General features: G+C 43.0%; 19 protein-coding genes. 15 read left to right on the top strand and 4 right to left on the bottom strand.

The genetic code is table 11. The features are described from left to right. The 8 genes from ACFIN0_RS08780 to ACFIN0_RS08745 form a co-directional block, all read left to right on the top strand. A partial coding sequence (locus ACFIN0_RS08780; protein ID WP_375702347.1) for a hypothetical protein occupies positions 1-477 on the top strand: 477 nt, incomplete at its 5' end. After that, complete coding sequence (locus tag ACFIN0_RS08775; RefSeq protein WP_375702346.1) at positions 458-1,147, top strand: phage baseplate assembly protein V; 690 nt, start codon at positions 458-460, stop codon at positions 1,145-1,147. The genes ACFIN0_RS08780 and ACFIN0_RS08775, both read left to right, overlap by 20 nt. Continuing rightward, positions 1,144-1,485, top strand: a complete 342-nt coding sequence (locus ACFIN0_RS08770) for a GPW/gp25 family protein (RefSeq protein ID WP_375702345.1) — start codon at positions 1,144-1,146, stop codon at positions 1,483-1,485. Before ACFIN0_RS08775 ends, ACFIN0_RS08770 begins: the two co-directional genes overlap by 4 nt. Further along, complete coding sequence (locus ACFIN0_RS08765) at positions 1,482-2,309, top strand: baseplate J/gp47 family protein (protein ID WP_375702344.1); 828 nt, start codon at positions 1,482-1,484, stop codon at positions 2,307-2,309. The genes ACFIN0_RS08770 and ACFIN0_RS08765 overlap by 4 nt, the downstream gene beginning before the upstream one ends. Further along, positions 2,309-3,415: a phage tail protein gene (locus ACFIN0_RS08760; protein ID WP_375702343.1), complete on the top strand. Its 1,107-nt coding sequence runs from the start codon at positions 2,309-2,311 to the stop codon at positions 3,413-3,415. Before ACFIN0_RS08765 ends, ACFIN0_RS08760 begins: the two co-directional genes overlap by 1 nt. A 1-nt stretch (position 3,416) precedes the next feature. Further along, entirely contained in the window at positions 3,417-6,560 is a 3,144-nt protein-coding gene (locus ACFIN0_RS08755; protein ID WP_375702342.1) for a DUF4815 domain-containing protein, read from the top strand. Between the two features lie 13 nt (positions 6,561-6,573). Beyond that, positions 6,574-7,956, top strand: coding sequence for a Bgr_08870 family protein (locus tag ACFIN0_RS08750; RefSeq protein ID WP_375702341.1), 1,383 nt, complete (start codon positions 6,574-6,576; stop codon positions 7,954-7,956). Positions 7,957-7,965: 9 nt separating this feature from the next. Beyond that, positions 7,966-8,178 carry a hypothetical protein gene (locus tag ACFIN0_RS08745; protein ID WP_375702340.1) on the top strand — a complete coding sequence of 71 codons (213 nt, stop codon included), beginning with the start codon at positions 7,966-7,968 and terminating at the stop codon, positions 8,176-8,178. Positions 8,179-8,504: 326 nt separating this feature from the next. Here the strand turns inward: ACFIN0_RS08745 and ACFIN0_RS08740 are convergent, their stop codons facing one another. Next, positions 8,505-8,684 carry a hypothetical protein gene (locus tag ACFIN0_RS08740; RefSeq protein WP_375610717.1) on the bottom strand — a complete coding sequence of 60 codons (180 nt, stop codon included), beginning with the start codon at positions 8,682-8,684 and terminating at the stop codon, positions 8,505-8,507. A 77-nt stretch (positions 8,685-8,761) separates the two neighbouring features. On the opposite strand from ACFIN0_RS08740, the gene ACFIN0_RS08735 reads away from it, so the two are divergent. Next, complete coding sequence (locus ACFIN0_RS08735; RefSeq protein ID WP_375607140.1) at positions 8,762-9,058, top strand: HigA family addiction module antitoxin; 297 nt, start codon at positions 8,762-8,764, stop codon at positions 9,056-9,058. A gap of 9 nt (positions 9,059-9,067) precedes the next feature. Here ACFIN0_RS08735 and ACFIN0_RS08730 read toward each other — a convergent pair whose 3' ends face one another. The 3 genes from ACFIN0_RS08730 to ACFIN0_RS08720 all read right to left on the bottom strand — a co-directional run bounded on the left by ACFIN0_RS08730 (position 9,068) and on the right by ACFIN0_RS08720 (position 10,338). Further along, positions 9,068-9,454, bottom strand: coding sequence for a hypothetical protein (locus tag ACFIN0_RS08730; RefSeq protein WP_375610716.1), 387 nt, complete (start codon positions 9,452-9,454; stop codon positions 9,068-9,070). Further along, the gene (locus ACFIN0_RS08725) at positions 9,447-9,698 is read right to left on the bottom strand and encodes a type II toxin-antitoxin system prevent-host-death family antitoxin (protein ID WP_375610715.1); all 252 of its coding nucleotides are present in this window, start codon (positions 9,696-9,698) and stop codon (positions 9,447-9,449) included. Before ACFIN0_RS08725 ends, ACFIN0_RS08730 begins: the two co-directional genes overlap by 8 nt. Positions 9,699-9,819: 121 nt before the next feature. Continuing rightward, a complete protein-coding gene (locus ACFIN0_RS08720; protein ID WP_375610714.1) occupies positions 9,820-10,338 on the bottom strand; it encodes a Rha family transcriptional regulator in 519 nt (172 codons plus the stop codon). Positions 10,339-10,691: 353 nt separating this feature from the next. Here ACFIN0_RS08720 and ACFIN0_RS08715 point away from each other — a divergent pair, with 353 nt between their 5' ends. The 6 genes from ACFIN0_RS08715 to ACFIN0_RS08690 form a co-directional block, all read left to right on the top strand. Next, the gene (locus tag ACFIN0_RS08715; RefSeq protein ID WP_375702339.1) at positions 10,692-12,083 is read left to right on the top strand and encodes a phage tail sheath subtilisin-like domain-containing protein; all 1,392 of its coding nucleotides are present in this window, start codon (positions 10,692-10,694) and stop codon (positions 12,081-12,083) included. Further along, entirely contained in the window at positions 12,083-12,589 is a 507-nt protein-coding gene (locus tag ACFIN0_RS08710; RefSeq protein ID WP_375616734.1) for a phage major tail tube protein, read from the top strand. The genes ACFIN0_RS08715 and ACFIN0_RS08710 overlap by 1 nt, the downstream gene beginning before the upstream one ends. Positions 12,590-12,591: 2 nt before the next feature. Beyond that, positions 12,592-12,879, top strand: a complete 288-nt coding sequence (locus ACFIN0_RS08705; protein ID WP_375616733.1) for a phage tail assembly protein — start codon at positions 12,592-12,594, stop codon at positions 12,877-12,879. 38 nt (positions 12,880-12,917) lie between these two features. Further along, positions 12,918-12,989 (top strand): hypothetical protein, encoded by a 72-nt coding sequence (locus ACFIN0_RS08700; RefSeq protein ID WP_375608787.1) that lies wholly within the window; start codon positions 12,918-12,920, stop codon positions 12,987-12,989. Further along, positions 12,986-15,283 (top strand): phage tail protein, encoded by a 2,298-nt coding sequence (locus ACFIN0_RS08695; protein WP_375702338.1) that lies wholly within the window; start codon positions 12,986-12,988, stop codon positions 15,281-15,283. Before ACFIN0_RS08700 ends, ACFIN0_RS08695 begins: the two co-directional genes overlap by 4 nt. A 5-nt stretch (positions 15,284-15,288) precedes the next feature. Then, positions 15,289-15,587, top strand: a 299-nt coding sequence (locus ACFIN0_RS08690; protein WP_375702337.1) for a phage tail protein, incomplete at its 3' end; no start/stop codon positions are given.

Genomic DNA, 15,587 nt, shown 5'->3' with positions numbered 1-15,587 from the left:
AATGTTTTCAATATGCGTGACTTCAATTTATTTATTGAAGCAATGCCAGCTATTAATATCTCAACACAAAGTGAAACCATTGAAGACGGATATGATTATGGCGTAAGGCGGCGTGTTTTAACAGTAGATGTTGAATGCTATGCAACATGTGAAGATGGCGCACGTTTTGTTGACCAATTAGCATGGGAAGTTGAAGAGATTTTCCATGCCAACCCCAATCTTAACAACACCGTTGAGACATGCCGCCTGCAAAATATTGCTTTTGCCTTTGGTGATAATGGCGCTCTAGCACTCCACGGTGCAATTTTAACCTTTGACGTGACTTATGTGACAAATATCCCCAACATGAATGAAGAAGAAGGCAGTGTAACAGCAAGAATCGTTGAACCTTTCTTAAGTTTTGAACCAGAAACAGGCGTGAGAAATAAAGATAAATACCATAAAATTGAAGGTGGACATGTTAGAGCGGCGCGATAAAGAAATCACAGATCTAAAGAGACGTGTGGCCAATATGGTTGTGGTGGGGAAAATTAGCCATGTCGACCATAAAAACGCACGCTATCGAGTAAAAACTGGAGGTCTTGTCAGTGACTGGATTCCAGACACACAAGCCCGCGCCGGTAAAACACGCTCTTATGAAGGGCGCGATATTGGAGAGCAAGTGATTGTTGTTTCATCATCAGGGGATTTATCGCAAGGGATGATTGTGGGTTCCATTCATACCGATGCGAACCAAGCAGCCGATAAGGGCAGCATTCACCGAACGATATACCCTGATGGAACCAGCCTTGAATATGACGATGAACAAAACACTTATGGAATTCACATCAAATCCGGCGGAAAGTTTATTCTGACAATCGCTGATGGTGTGTCACTAAAAGGTGATGGTGGCAAGCTAGAGCTTACCGCACCGGAAGGCATAAAGATTGTTTCAGAAAGCGATATAAATTTAAACGCAAAAGGCAACATCTCTTTGAAGGCTGGTGATGGCATTTCACTGAATTCGAATGATAGTCTCTCTCTTCATTCTGGGAATAATGTTTCCATTCACTCAAGTGGATTAAGACATAACGGCACCAATGTAGGAGCAACCCATGTTCATGGGGGTGTTTATTCTGGTGGCGCGATGACAGGAGGTCCCAATTGAACAGTGGAATGGACCGCACAACGGGAAAGCCATTAACCGGCATTGATCATTTACGCCAATCAATTCTTGATATTTTGTTAACGCGGATTGGTTCGCGTGTAATGCGGCGTGATTATGGTTCACGTGTTGCAGAACTCATTGATGCACCGATTAATAATGCTTTTGCTGTTGCTCTTTATGCTGCTGTTGCTGAGGCTTTAGACAAGTGGGAACCGCGTTTTAAATTGAAAAAAATTGATTTTAAAAGGGGTGAGAATGGACACGTTTCTTTATCCTTTGAAGGCATTTATTTGCCATCCGGCAAGCCCATTACCATGGAAGGATTATTGATAAAATGAATGGAGTGCTTGCAAAACCAGACATCATCACAGAACTTTCTTTTGAAGAAATACGCGCTGCTGCTCTTGTCCATTTAAAAGAGCTTTTGCCTGAATATACCATTCTTGAAAGTGATCCGGCAGTAAAAGTCATTGAGGCTTTTAGCTATCGAGAACTGCTTTTAAGGCAGCGTATTAACGAAGCAGCACGCAACAACATTCTTGACTTTGCAACCGGTGAATCTCTTGATGCTTTGGGAAACTGGCATGGTATTGCCCGCATGGAAGAGGAAAGTGACGAGAGATATCGTGAACGCATACAGCTTCATGCCCGTGGAGGAAACGGAAGTGGAACAGAACCCTATTACAAGCTTATAGCCTTAACAGCCGATAGCCGTGTGAAGGATGCGATTATTTATCGTAAAGGCAAAGACCCAACCATCTATGTTGCTGTTTTTGGCAATAATGAAGAAGGAACAGCCTCTGAAGATCTCATACAAACAGTTTCACAAGCTCTTCACAGAAAAAATATCATCATGACCAATGATACAATCATTGTTCACGCTGCTGTCAAAAAAGTGCTGGATTTAGAAGCCGATGTTTGGCTGTTACCAGAAACATCTTTGAAAATTCTCACAACAATGGAAACAAATTTACGCACGGCTTGGAAACAAGAACAAGCCATTGGTCGTGAATTAAGTTTGTCGTGGTGGATTTCAAAACTAATGATTTCTGGTGTCCAAAAAGTCATTGCCATTACCCCAACACAAGACAGTATGGTTTGTGATGAAGAAATTTTATCGATTGGAAAAATCACCTTAAACTTTAAGGGGTATGCCCGCTAATGGTTGGTTCCCTCCTTCCCACAAACGCAACAGAATTTGAAAAGCGCCTTGCCGATGCTTGCGATTTTCATCAAGATATTGATGGTTCTGTTTTGGGGATTTCACGTGCTAAATTGATCACGCGCCCTCCCCGCTTTTTGCCGTGGTTGATTGAAGAATACGGGCTTGGTGAACTGACACCTTATGTTCCAAACCTCTATGATTTGATTGACCAAGGGCTTGCATGGCAACGCCTGCGCGGATCTGTTATGGCAATAGAGATGGGGTTGAGATGGTTAGAGATTACAGCCCGCTTTATACCCGCTTGGACGGGACGTGCATGGTGGAATTCCTTTCAACTTGATTTTGATCAGTTGCCTGAACGCAAAAGCCTTGAAGCCATTGAAGCGATCACAGATCTTTCCAAAAGTTTGCGCTCCGATTTTCGTCGTGGTGTTGCGGGGTATGATGTGCAAGCTGTTGAATGCAATATGTCACGCCTTGATGACAGCATGTTGGAGTATGAGAGCGGTGTTCGTTTAACAGCTGGGGACACTTTGTTTTCCTTTGGACGCACAACAGAAATCAATCATACCCTCACAAAAGAAGAAGGCCGGCTTATTGGTAATTGGATAGATGATGGGGATGAAGAGTTAAGCTGGGAACAAATTGATTATCCTTGGGATTTGGCAAATTTTCCGTGGTGTTCGGTCAAAAAACATGAACGCGATATGCTTATGGCAGAATGGTTTCATGGTCGCACGCTTTATCTCGTGTTAAGAGACAGCCAAAATAGCGTGATTGGGTATCGCAGATGCTATGCTGTAGCGCCTGTCGAACAGGCTTTGGATGGTGTGTATAGCCATTGTGGTAACAGATTCCAGCCCTCCTCGATGGGCACGGCGCTTCTTGTTGCAGCCCGCACAGATTTTCACGATGTTGATGGCAAACAAGCAGCATTTGTTTCTATTCTCGTTCACGGCATTCCCAAACAAGATATCCCCCTTGGAAAGCTTTGGTGTGACGTCAATGAACTGAATGGTGGTGTCGAGATACTCAAAACACCCATCAATATTTCTTTGCGTGCCGATGTTCGCGAACAATTCAAGATTTTATTGAGGTTTTAATATGAAGCATGAAAGTGGTTTACCCTTTGCAATTGACAGATCTCGCGGCAAAGAGGAACAACAAAGCGTTGTCTTTTATGGCAGGCGCCCTTTTCTTCAAGCGGGTGAACTCAATGAGGTTCAAACCATTATAAGGGGGCGGCATGACCGCTTGGGGCGCCTTGTTGCAAAAGAAGGAGACCGCGTTGAACGGGCTGATGCTTTTGTCAACAAAGACACAAGGACCGTCACTTTAACGGATGGCAAGATTTATATCGCAGGCGACATCTTTCCTGTCTCAAATGCTGTCTTGGAGAATATTTCCATGTTTGGGCGCGTGGAAATTGGTGTAAAGCTACAAAAGAAATGGGTGACATATGAGGATGATCCAGAGCTGTTGGGGCAAGTTGCCGGCAGTTTGGCAGAAGGAGAGCCCGGAGCGGCACGTGAAGTAGCAAAACTTGTCTGGGCACTAAAAGAGGATGCGCAGAATGGCACTTTCTTTCCGGTTTATATTTTACAAGATGGCGTTTTGATTGATCAAAAATCGCCCTCACTCCTTGAACCGGCCATGCAAGCCATTGCGACGTACGACCGCGCCCATGGGCATTATATCGTGGGGGGATGCCGAGTAAGTGCATTGGGAGCAAATAACGGTTGCCAAGTCTTTAGTATTCAAGAAGGAGAAGCTAATATCAATGGTTTCAAACGCAAACGCTTAGCGGCTTTGCGCCATGAAGAGATGCAAGATTTTTCGACAAGCGTTGTTCCAAGCGAAACGCATATTTTTGCGCCTTCAAAAGGGAAAACAAGTTTTACCTTTAAACCCTATTATTTTCCTATTGCTGATGTTCAGTCTCTTTTGTTGACAAAAGAAAAAACCGTTAACGTCACCCGTGGTGCTGTTGCCGCTGGGCGTGATGGGGTTCCTGATAAAAGCATCACCGCGTTTATCAAAATCGTTCAAGGAAGCAAGGAATTTAAAGAAGGCACAGATTTTAAAAAAACCGGAGACACCATTGATTGGGCACCGGTGGGAGACGAACCTTTAGCGGGGAGCAGCTATAAGGTGACTTATCGCTATCGTGCAAAAATCACGGCTGATAAGGTAACAGCGCAGGAAATTACAGTATCAGGTGGTGCTGAGAATGGTGATATCATTGTCAGTTACACTTACAAACTCCCCCGCATTGACCGTATTGGTCTCAACACAGGGGGAAATGTCGTCTATATCAAAGGGATTTCTTCAGACCAACCCATGGCACCCAGTGTCCCTGATGAGGTGCTCTCTCTTGCCACCATTACCAACAATTGGCTTAGTACCCCCCTTGTGGTTAATGATGGCACCCGTGTTGCCCCCTATGATGAGATGTGGCGCTATTTTCAACGAGTGCTTTCGCTTGATCGATTGATGCAATTAGAGCGTATTAAAAGCAATGTTGACTCTAAAGAACCTGTTGCCAAAAAGGGCATGTTTGCAGACCCTTTTCTTGATGATAGTTACAGAGATGAAGGCTTTCAACAAACAGGGGCTGTAGGCAACGGCATTTTACAGCTCGCCATTGATCCAACCTTTTACACCGCTAATCTTACAGCCCCTGTCACCCTTGACTGGACAAATGAAGTGATCATTGCGCAAGAGTTGACAACGGCTTGCGAAAAAATCAATCCTTATCAAAATTTTGCGACCTTGCCTGGTACAGTAACCCTTGAACCCGCGACAGACTTCTGGCATGAACAGCGCACCGATTGGCTCTCGGGTATCACCAATCAAATCATTATGGGAAAACATCGCGGCAGTACCATACGTAGAACAGAAGTAAGCGATAATTTCATCAACACACACCAAGAACAAATCGACTTTTTAAGACAAATTACCCTTCACTTTAAAATTGAAGGTTTTGGCAGTAGCGAAATCTTGGAAAGTCTTACCTTTGATGGTGTGAATGTTTTACCAAAGAGTCTCCTTATTGCCGATAGCAAGGGCACCCTTGAGGGCGCTTTCACGATTCCACAAAATATTACGGCTGGCACAAAAAACGTTGTGGCAAGGGGAAAAGGTGGAACCATTGCAACGGGGCTTTTTACCGGTCAAGGTCTGATTGATGTGAAAGTGATGCGGCGCACCACCACGGTGAAGATATGGACGCAAGTGGACCCACAAGCGCAAGTTTTTACCTCCGATGAAACACGGCAAATCACCGGTATTGACTTTCATCTTTGCAAAATCGGCAATCAGAACCATGATCTGGTGATTGATTTGGTGACCACAGAAAACGGCTATCCTACCGCCGATATTCAAGCGCAAAGCTTTTATTCTATGAAGGGCGCAAAGCTAGGTTGGGCAGAAGCACGCTATGATGTACCACTCCTTGTGATGGATGACCGCTTAACGGCTTTTGTCATTAAAACCGATGATGCGGATCATTCTGTTTCACTAGCAAAGCTTGGAGATTTTGATGCAGAACACCAGAGATATGTCTCAAGTCACCCTTACGTGACCGGTCCACGCTTTTCTTCTGTTAACGCACAAAGTTGGACAGCCCATCAAGATGAGGCTTTAGCCTTTCGGGTGCTCGCTGCCCGCTATAGGCAAACAGAAAAGATTGTCGATTTAGGCACTTTTGATCTTGTGGACTGCTCTGATTTACAAATACGCGCAGCCATTGAGTTGCCTTCAAGCGATTGTTCTGTCATCTTTGAAATTGAAAGAAACAACGGCACGGTTTATCAACTCCTTCCCTTTCAATTGCTCAGTCTTACTGAATATATCAGTGAAAAGATCAAGCTTCGCGCTATTCTTAAAGGAACAGAGAAACTCTCACCGGTGTTATTTGCTCCTGTTCAATTGATTGCGGGAAAGATCCATAAGGAAGCGACCTATGTCACGCGTGCTTTTGCCTTTGGTGAAAAAGCAAGATTGACCAGCTATATCAAAACCTTTTTACCGGGCGGTGCAACCTTTTCACTGGAGATGCAACTAGATGATGGTGGTTTCACCCCTTTGAAACTTGACGAAACAGAACAACTCGCTGAACCACTTTGGACAGAACGAAAATTTGTGAGCAGTGACAAAACAGCCAAACAAGCGCGCTTGAAACTCACGCTTACCGGTGGACCAGCAGCGCGATCCATGGTGAGTGATTTTGGCGCCGGCATATTGTGATGGGAGAAAACACATGACAAAAACGAAAAAACTCGACATGGAATTGCCTAAAGAGGGGCGTTTTATCAGTTCTGAATTCCCAATCTTGCGGGAAAACTTGACCAAAATTGATCAAGCTCTTTTGGCTGTTGAGGAAAAGATAAACGAAAAAGCACCTTTACAACACACGCATACGATCAACGAAATCGCAGATCTTGAAGCAGCCCTTAAGGGCAAGATGGCAGCGGATAAAACTTTCTCATTTGCTGATTTAAGCGATATCGAGGGTGCACACGATGCTGCCAACAATTATGTTCTCTATAAATCAAGCAACAATAACTTCACCTTTGGGAGTGCTGTCTCACTGTTAGGCGCACATCAACATAAAACCGAAGATATCGTGGGGCTTGATGATTTTAGAGCCAAGCTTAACGAAGATCTCACAAGCTATGGTCGCTTAGCCAGCCCAAATGAATGGCAAAATTATAATAAATTTACCAGCAAAATCACTATGAGTGGTGGCTTAGAACTGTTGGGTAATTCGTCGTTTAATCTCACCCACAATAATAAAGTTGTGACAAGTCTAAGTGCAAGTGGAAGCATGCTTAAAGGTCCAGCAACTGTTGATGGTAAGGCACTTTACACAAAAGATGAGGCTACCACTGTTCTTCAAAAAATACGCAATGAGATTGCAAAACTGAAAGAAGTTACCGCGCTTAATCCCCTTGAAATCCTCATGACAGAAAGTGGTACCATTCCATTTCCTGATAGTGTTAATAGCTACACCGATATTGAAATATGGGCGTGGGGTGGCGGTGGAGGCGGCAGTAATATAAAAGGCGGTGGTGGAGGTGGCGGCGGTTGCGTACGTATTAAAATCAAAGGATACCAGCTGGGAAACTCAAAAAATGCTCAAATTGGACGTGGTGGGAAAGGCGGTAATAACGAAAGGGGAGGCATAGGTGGTCAAACAATAATTCAGGGACTTCTTACCGCAGGCGGTGGCGGAGGTGGTGGATATTATGGATACGGAACTAGTGGCAATGAAGGAAGTGCCAACAGCAGTGGTCGCGGCGGTAGCGGTGGCAGCTACTACTCTAGTAACAGTAATGTTAATGGTAGCAGTTCTACTTTCGGTGGCGGGAGTGGTGGTGGCTACGCATACTATAGAAGTAACGACGGCCCCTTTATTGTCTACAAAACAAACATTGGACATGGTGGAAGCTCTATTTATGGGGGGGCTGGTGGTGGTTGCAGTGATGGTATCGCAAAAGGGGGTTACAGTGGGAAAGGCGGCAATGGTGGTGATGGAAATGGTTTTACCAGCGGCGGTGGCGGTGGCTACTTTCCAGGAAAATCTGGTGGAGATGGCGGCAATGGTGGTGACGGAGCAATCTTGTTGAGATTTTTTATCTAGGAGTTTTTTATGAAATATGCAGTTGTTGAAAATGGTGTGGTAACAAATATTATTGTAGCCTCAGAAGATTATGTTCACGCCTTTGATGGTGAATCGATCCCCTCAAGTGAAGCACAAATCGGCTGGACTTATAAGGACGGAGTGTTTTCTCCTCCCGTGGTGGATAAAGAAACAATGGCAGAGCTTAGCCATAAATCACAAGAAAAAGGTGAAGAAGCTTAGGCACTCAAACAATAGTGTTAATGATGCTTGTTGTATAAGCTGGCTTTGTATGTTTTTAAAATCCCCTTTAAAGCTCTTTCAAAGCCCTTTAAAGGGCTTTTTTGACTGACACTGTCAGACTTATGAAAAGGAGCTCTTGTTGTTATGGTCTCTTCATTGATTTGGAGAGCAAAATGACAATAGAATTTAAACTTCGTATTCACTTTATTAAGAATGGCAAGGGATCTAAGTTTTTAGCAATATTTGATCAGACAGCCGTTGGTATGTTTGTAAAATCCTTGATGTTAACGTGCAAATTTATCCCCTCCATGCACCTATTCTTCTCTTTACGCATGAGGTGGAGAAACAGGATAGTGCTCTGTTTCATAAGCTTCAATTAACAAAACAAGAGCTTTCATTCTATCAAATTCTAGAGTATTCTCTTTAGGTTGCTTGTCAAACATTGCAGACACAATTTCTAAAGATTCTTGGTAATCTCTCTCTGTACAAATTGGTTTGATATTCATTTCTTAAATTACACAGTATTGATGTTATACTGTTTAGATTGTAATGGTTTTTAAGTTAATTGCAAAGAAGACTATCTATGACTATACGCAATCCTAATCGTTGTCCTACTCATCCAGGAGAAGTTTTAGCAGATATTATTCCTGAAACAGGCAAAACAAAGTCAGAAATTGCACAAATGCTCGGTATATCACGCCAACATCTTTATGATATTCTAAATGCCAAAAAGCCTGTCTCTCCTTCTCTTTCGGCTTGTCTTGGCAAAATGTTTGGGAATGGAGCAGCAATATGGTTACGTATGCAAGCCAATTATGATGCTTGGCATGCAGAGCGTGAAACAGATGTTAGCAAAGTTCCGACACTCCATACTGCTTAATTGTATAACTCAGTCTCTAGAAACTTTTCCAAGTGGTTTTATTGCTTTAACTTCTTTAATTTTAAGTGCAATTTTACGCATGAAAGAAAGACTAAAACGCCCTTGTGGTTTTAAATCTTCAAAGTCAAACAAAGATTCGCAAGGAACAACATTAAATTCATCAACACGCACCCAAGATTGCTTTTGCAACCCCGCACGTCTACATTCTATCTCAGGTATTTTTAAGCTAAATTGCAAATTAATAGGTTCTTGAGAAGTGATAGGAAACAAAAAGAAATGGCTTTCAGTTTTAACCATGACACAAGAAGGACGTGCTTTACGCCCTGAATGTTCACCTTTTTGCGCTTGTTCGTGCCATAAATAATAATATTGAACAACATCCCCTGCTTTAAACATGTTCATCACTATTCAAAATGTCATCTAAACCACGATCTAAATCGTCTAATATATTTTGCGGTGCATCTGCGTAAACAAAAGATTGTACACTAGAATGGGATTTTATTAATTCATGATATAAATCAACAGGAAGCATAATGATTTTTTCACGCCCTCGTTTTGTCAAAGCGACAGGTGTAGACATAGCCTCGTCTAAAATATCGCCTGCCCCGCGGTTTACATCTGTAAAACTATATTTTTTCATATGCACATCCTATCTTTAATGTATAATACGTATTATACGTACAATATGTATTATGTAAAGATATTTTATGGCATTAACTACCTCCCCGCCTCAAGGCGAGGAGATGAGTCATGTTTTTTACTTAAGCAGCTTTTACAATAGTTTTTCCTAAAACTTGCTTGGCTTCTTCAACAAGCGTTTTATAATGTTTGCTCTCTTCTACTAACGTAAAGGCTCTAACAAGATGCATGTGGAGAGGTCCATAAATATAAACAGCCTTTTCAGTCGCTCCCATTTCATCCCAGTTACTTGGAAAATCAAACCGTGTATCGCGGTCATTATCCATTAACTTGTTTTTTAAATCATAAAAAGCTTTAACAAGGGCTTTTTTAAATGCACGCACCATATCATTGTTACGCATATAGGTCATGAGTAGAGTGGCTTGTGGTTCGTTGAGAATAGCAATTACTCTTTTCTGTCTTCCGCCTTTGGTCCCAAAGGGTGAGATTTCAAATCCAACCCTTCCAAATTCTTCAAAGTCTTCAATGTTTTGACGTACCAGCTTTATAACTGTAGCGTGGCTATTCCCCACACCACCGGCAATTTTTAAAGAGGTTGTGACAGCAATACCAGCATTGTTGATTGTCACTAAATTGTTCATGGTGAACTCCTTGTTGATTAATGTTTGTTAATGACACTCAATGAAGAATGCCGGGCGCTAACAAACACGGCAACAAGCCCGTCGTTATGCCTTCCCCTAAAAGGGTATTGTATAGCATAACCACACCCGACAACACTATTATACGCTACGCGCATATAATGAGTCAAAGTCTTTAGTCTGCGGAAGATTAGTTATTTCGGCAACCAATCCGCTTGTTGTTTTAAGGTGTTTGTTAGGCACCTTTGTATGAATCTAACGGTTTTAAACATTTTGTCAAGTCGCTCGCAAGAACGGCTTTCGCTTCTCATTTTTTCCCATTCATTTCTAGCCAATTATTAAAAGGAGCATAAAGTATGGCAACAGGTTTTCTACACGGTGTTGAAGTCGTTGAAGTTGACGACGGCACCCGCCCCCTTCGCGCGGTTCAGTCTGCCGTTATCGGAATTGTTGGCACAGCACCCGATGCCGATGAACAAGCATTCCCCATCAACACACCGGTTTTGGTAGCGGGTTCTCTTTCACAAACCGCAAAACTCGATAAAACGGGTAAGCGTCAAGGTACCTTACCCAATGCCCTTGATCTTATTTTCAAGCAAGTGGGGGCTATTGTCGTTGTCGTACGCGTGCAAGAAGGTGACAACGAAAATGCAACACTCACCAATGTTCTAGGCGATGTGAACGCAAATGGTGCTTATGAAGGCGTCCATGCTTTGATTGGAGCACAATCCATTGTGGGACAAACACCACGCATTCTCATCGCTCCAGGCTTTACACACAAACGCCCTATCAGTCTTAGCAAGATTGATGTGACGAACCAAGGAAGTGGTTACACTCAAGCAACTGTTAAAATTGCCGGCGGTGCAGAAGCAGAAGCAATCCTGAAAGATGGAAAAGTAACTTCTGTTGTCATTAAGAACGGTGGCTTTGATTATCACACCGCCCCAAATGTGACGATTGAAGGAGATGGCACTGGAGCGACAGCCAAAGCCGAAATCAGTGCAACCTCTAATCCTGTAGCAGCAGAACTGATTGGCATTGCCGAGCGTCTACGTGCTATTGTGGTGCTTGATGCACCAAAAACGACAGATGAAGCAGCACTTAGTACGGCAAAGGATTTTGATTCAAAACGCGCCATTCTCATTGACCCGTTTGTAAAGGTAAATCGTGATGGAAAAATCATAGAACAACCGGCAAATGCAGCGGTTGCTGGTATCATTGCCAAAACAGATTTTGCCCATGGTTTTTGGCATTCCCCTTCCAATAAAGTGATCAATGGCATTGTAGGAACTGCGCGTCCCATTGATTTTTCCATTGGGGACAGATCAAGCCGCGCTAACCTTCTTAACGAACAAAACATCACAACCATTATTCGGGAAAACGGCTATCGCCTCTGGGGTAATCGCACACTCTCAAGCGATACAAAATTTGCTTTCTTATCGGTGGTGCGCACCGCGGATATGATCAATGATGCCATTTTGCGCGGACATCTATGGGCTGTCGACCGCAATATCAAAAAGACCTACATGAATGATGTTAGTGAAAGCGTCAATGCCTATTTGCGTGATTTAAAAGCACAAGGCGCTATTCTTGGTGGACGCTGTACGCCTGATTTAGAGCTTAACACAGCAAGCGCCATTGAGAGCGGTAGAGTCTATTTCAATGTCGAATTCACCCCCACAACACCCGCAGAACATATCACGTTCCGTTCACGCATTGTGAATGATTACTTAGAGGAGATCTTTTAATGACCGTACCTGTTTTACCCAGAGTCTTGAAATATTTTAACATTTTTGTCGACGGCATTCCCTATCAGGCAAAATGTGAAAGTGTCACCCTACCGAATTTGAGTTTGGTTGTTGAAAGTTATCGCGGCGGTGGCATGGATAGCTCCATTGAAGTTGACCTTGGTCTTGAAACCCTCACGCTTAGCATGACCATTTCTGATTGCTCTCCAGAGTTGATGGCACTCTTAGGGCGCACCGATGTCAACATTTCATTGCGCAGTTCAATGCAAGCTCAAGGCACACCCGCAGAAGGTGTTGTCATTACCATGAGAGGGCTTTGCAAAGGCTTTGAAATGGCAGAATGGCAACCGGGAGGCAAAGCAACTTCTACAGCAACATTCACATTGCAATATTTCAAATATGTCCAGAAGGACGTTGAAATCGTTGAGATAGATGTCCTCAACTTGGTGAGAAAATTCAATGGCGTCAATCAACTCGCAGAACATAGAGAAAATATAGGATTATAAAAATGACCGTCCAAACAAGCATTACACATAAATTATTGATACCTGTTACTTTTGAAGGAAAAGAGCACACCACAATTACTTTACGGCGCCCCAAAACAAAAGATTTGCAAGCAATCGACAAAAAAGAAGGTATAGAGCAGACAATCGCTATGATCGCACGCCTTTCTGAATGGCCGCATGAGGTTATCAGCGAACTCGACATCAATGATTTGGCAAGTATTGGAGAGATCTTGGAGTCTTTTATCAAACGGCGGGATACCTCGACTGGGAAACCGCCGCTAAACTCATAGCCGATATTGCTATTGAGTTCCATTGGTCCCTTTCAGACATGATGGAAATGGAACCACAAGAACTCATATTCTGGCGAAACCAAGCAGCAGAAAGGTGTAAAACAAAATGAGTGAAAAAGTTGCTGATGCAAAGGTAAAATTGTCTCTTGAAGATAAACTCACGGCACCTCTCAAACGTGTTCAAAAACAATTCGATACATTGTCAAAAACACTCTCACATAGTTTGGGTATTCCGCGCTTTTCTGCTGCTGTCAAAAACATGACAAAAAGCCTTCATGGCGTTCAAAGTGCTCTTGGAGTGGCGGCAAGTCGTGCTTCAGTCTTTACCGGTGTCTTAGGGCTTGCCGGGGGTGGTCTTGTGGCAAGTGTGACCGCCCTCACCATGAAAACCATGCATCTGGGAGATAGTCTTTATCACGCATCACACCACTTAAATATGAGTGTTACGGCACTTCAATTATGGGGTGATGCAGCCGATAATTCAGGCACTTCTGCCGAACTTTTTCAACAATCCTTAGCGGTTTTAAATAGGCGTTCGGCACAAGCCTATGCCGGACAAAAAAGAGGCATGATGGGCTTTGAAGCGCTTGGCATTTCTGTCAAAAACACTTCTGGAAAACTCAAATCCACTTCTGTCTTGTTAGAAGAAATTACCGACAAGATGAGTAAGATGAAAAGCCAAGCACAAAGACAGCATATTGCCGCTCTGCTGTTTGGGGGTGATGGTAAAGAAATGGCGACCATGCTTGCACAAGGCATGGCGCCTATCAAAGAACTGTTTGCAAAGGCGCGGAAAGGAAAATGGCTGATAGGTGCCGATGTTGCACGCTATGCAGCAGATTTGAGTGATAAGCTTGGTGCTTTTAAGAAAAAAATAGGCGGTATCGCGAGCTTTATTGGCGCCCGTTTTATGCCCGTCATCAATGATATGATTGACGGTTTTTCAAAGTTGATTGATGAAAACCGCGACCTCATTCAAACAACTGTTGCGAGCTGGGCAAAAACCTTAAAAAAAGTCCTTAATGATTTGCTTAATCCTACCTCTGATTTAAGAAAAGGCATCAGTGATCTCACAGAGAGGATTAAAGGCTGGTTCCAATGGCTAGAACCTCTGATTGGTGAAATAACCCTCTTTAAAGTAGGACTTGTGGCACTTGGTTCGTTCATTTTTGGTCCACTCATTGCCGCATTAGCAGCCGTAGGAACAGCGTTTGTTAGCCTTGGTATCACAATTATGACGACACCTATCGGTTGGTTAATGGGTGGCATTGCAGCTCTTGTTGCTGCCGGATATCTGCTCTACAAAAATTGGGACAAAATCAATGGCTGGCTGCTTACATCACTAGCCATAGTAAGCGCAGTTTTTATCAGGCTTGCTTTCGCTCTTTCAGGACCAGTGCTTTCAGCCTTCACTTCTGTTGGTTCTAAAGTTACCGGTCTGGCTGTAAAACTTGGAAAATCCCTGCTCTCAAAAATAATCACAGCAGATAAAGCTTTTATTAGATTTTCCGCAACTCTGGGAAGATCACTGCTTTCAGCATTAGCCTCAGCTGCTTCTGCTGTTGCCAGTCTTGCTTTAACTCTTGTCGGTACACTGATTTCGGCAATAACTGCCGTTGGTTCTGCTTTTATATCACTTGGTGTTGCTATCATGACCACACCTATTGGCTGGATTATTGGTGGCACTGCTGCTCTTGTTGCTGCTGGATATCTGCTCTACAAACATTGGGACACAGTCATAAGCTTTATAAGCAAGTTATGGGATTCTTTTGCGAGCTTATGTAGTAATGTTTTTAATAACCTCTTTAGTCTTTTTAAAAACTTTTCACCACTCTCTTGGATTTCGAAAAAAATCAATGAACTCATTGAATGGCTGTTTGGTGTCGATTTAATGGAAATAGGCTCCAATCTTATTAATGGGCTTTGGGAGGGCATCAAAAGCAAATGGGATGATCTGTATAACGGTTTTGGCAATATGATGAAGAAATTAACCAGTTGGATGCCTAATTGGGTGAAAGAAAAGTTAGGGTTTAATGTTTCAATAGACAAGACTTCAACGCAGACCATTAAAACCTTTACCGAAGAAACCAATGCACGTGCAAAAAAAATGGTTGATACAGTAGTGGTTACAAATACCCCACCTGAAAAACGCAAGAGTGGTTTTAATACAAGTGTCGTTGAAACAGGACAAATGCAGGCAACAAATAAAGTAGGTGCTTTTAAAGCTCCAAAGCCCATTACGGTTCATAAGCCCGTTGAAGTAGACGCCCGTGTAACCATTACAAATCTAAATATTTCAGTACCCAATGGTCTCAAGGACGAAATCAGAGACGCTGTCAATCAAGCCCTTGAACGCTATGCCAAGCAGCAACGCTTGGCTATAGCCTCTAGCCTTTCGGATTAAATACCATGATGTTAGCTTTGGGTGGTTTTATTTTTTCGATTGAAACAGCAGCTTATCAAACACTTGATATGTCTTATGGGGTTCCATGGGTAGAGCAAGGACGATTGGGGCGCAAAGCAGCTCTTCAATTGCCTGCCGTTGCAAATGCGGAATTTTCTTTAACTGGTGTGATTTATCCAGATTTCAAAGGTGGTCACAGACAGCTCGAATATTTACGGCAAATGGCACATGAAGGACCTCACATTCTTGTGACTGGTCAGGGAAAAATTTTAGGAAAGTTTGTCATTCTTTCTGTAGAGGAAAA

The sequence above is a fragment of the Bartonella sp. AA89HNZF genome (assembly GCF_042196905.1).
GTDB lineage: Bacteria > Pseudomonadota > Alphaproteobacteria > Rhizobiales > Rhizobiaceae > Bartonella.
Note: the sequence above shows the minus strand (reverse complement) of the source record. Positions and strands in the feature narration are given on the sequence as shown.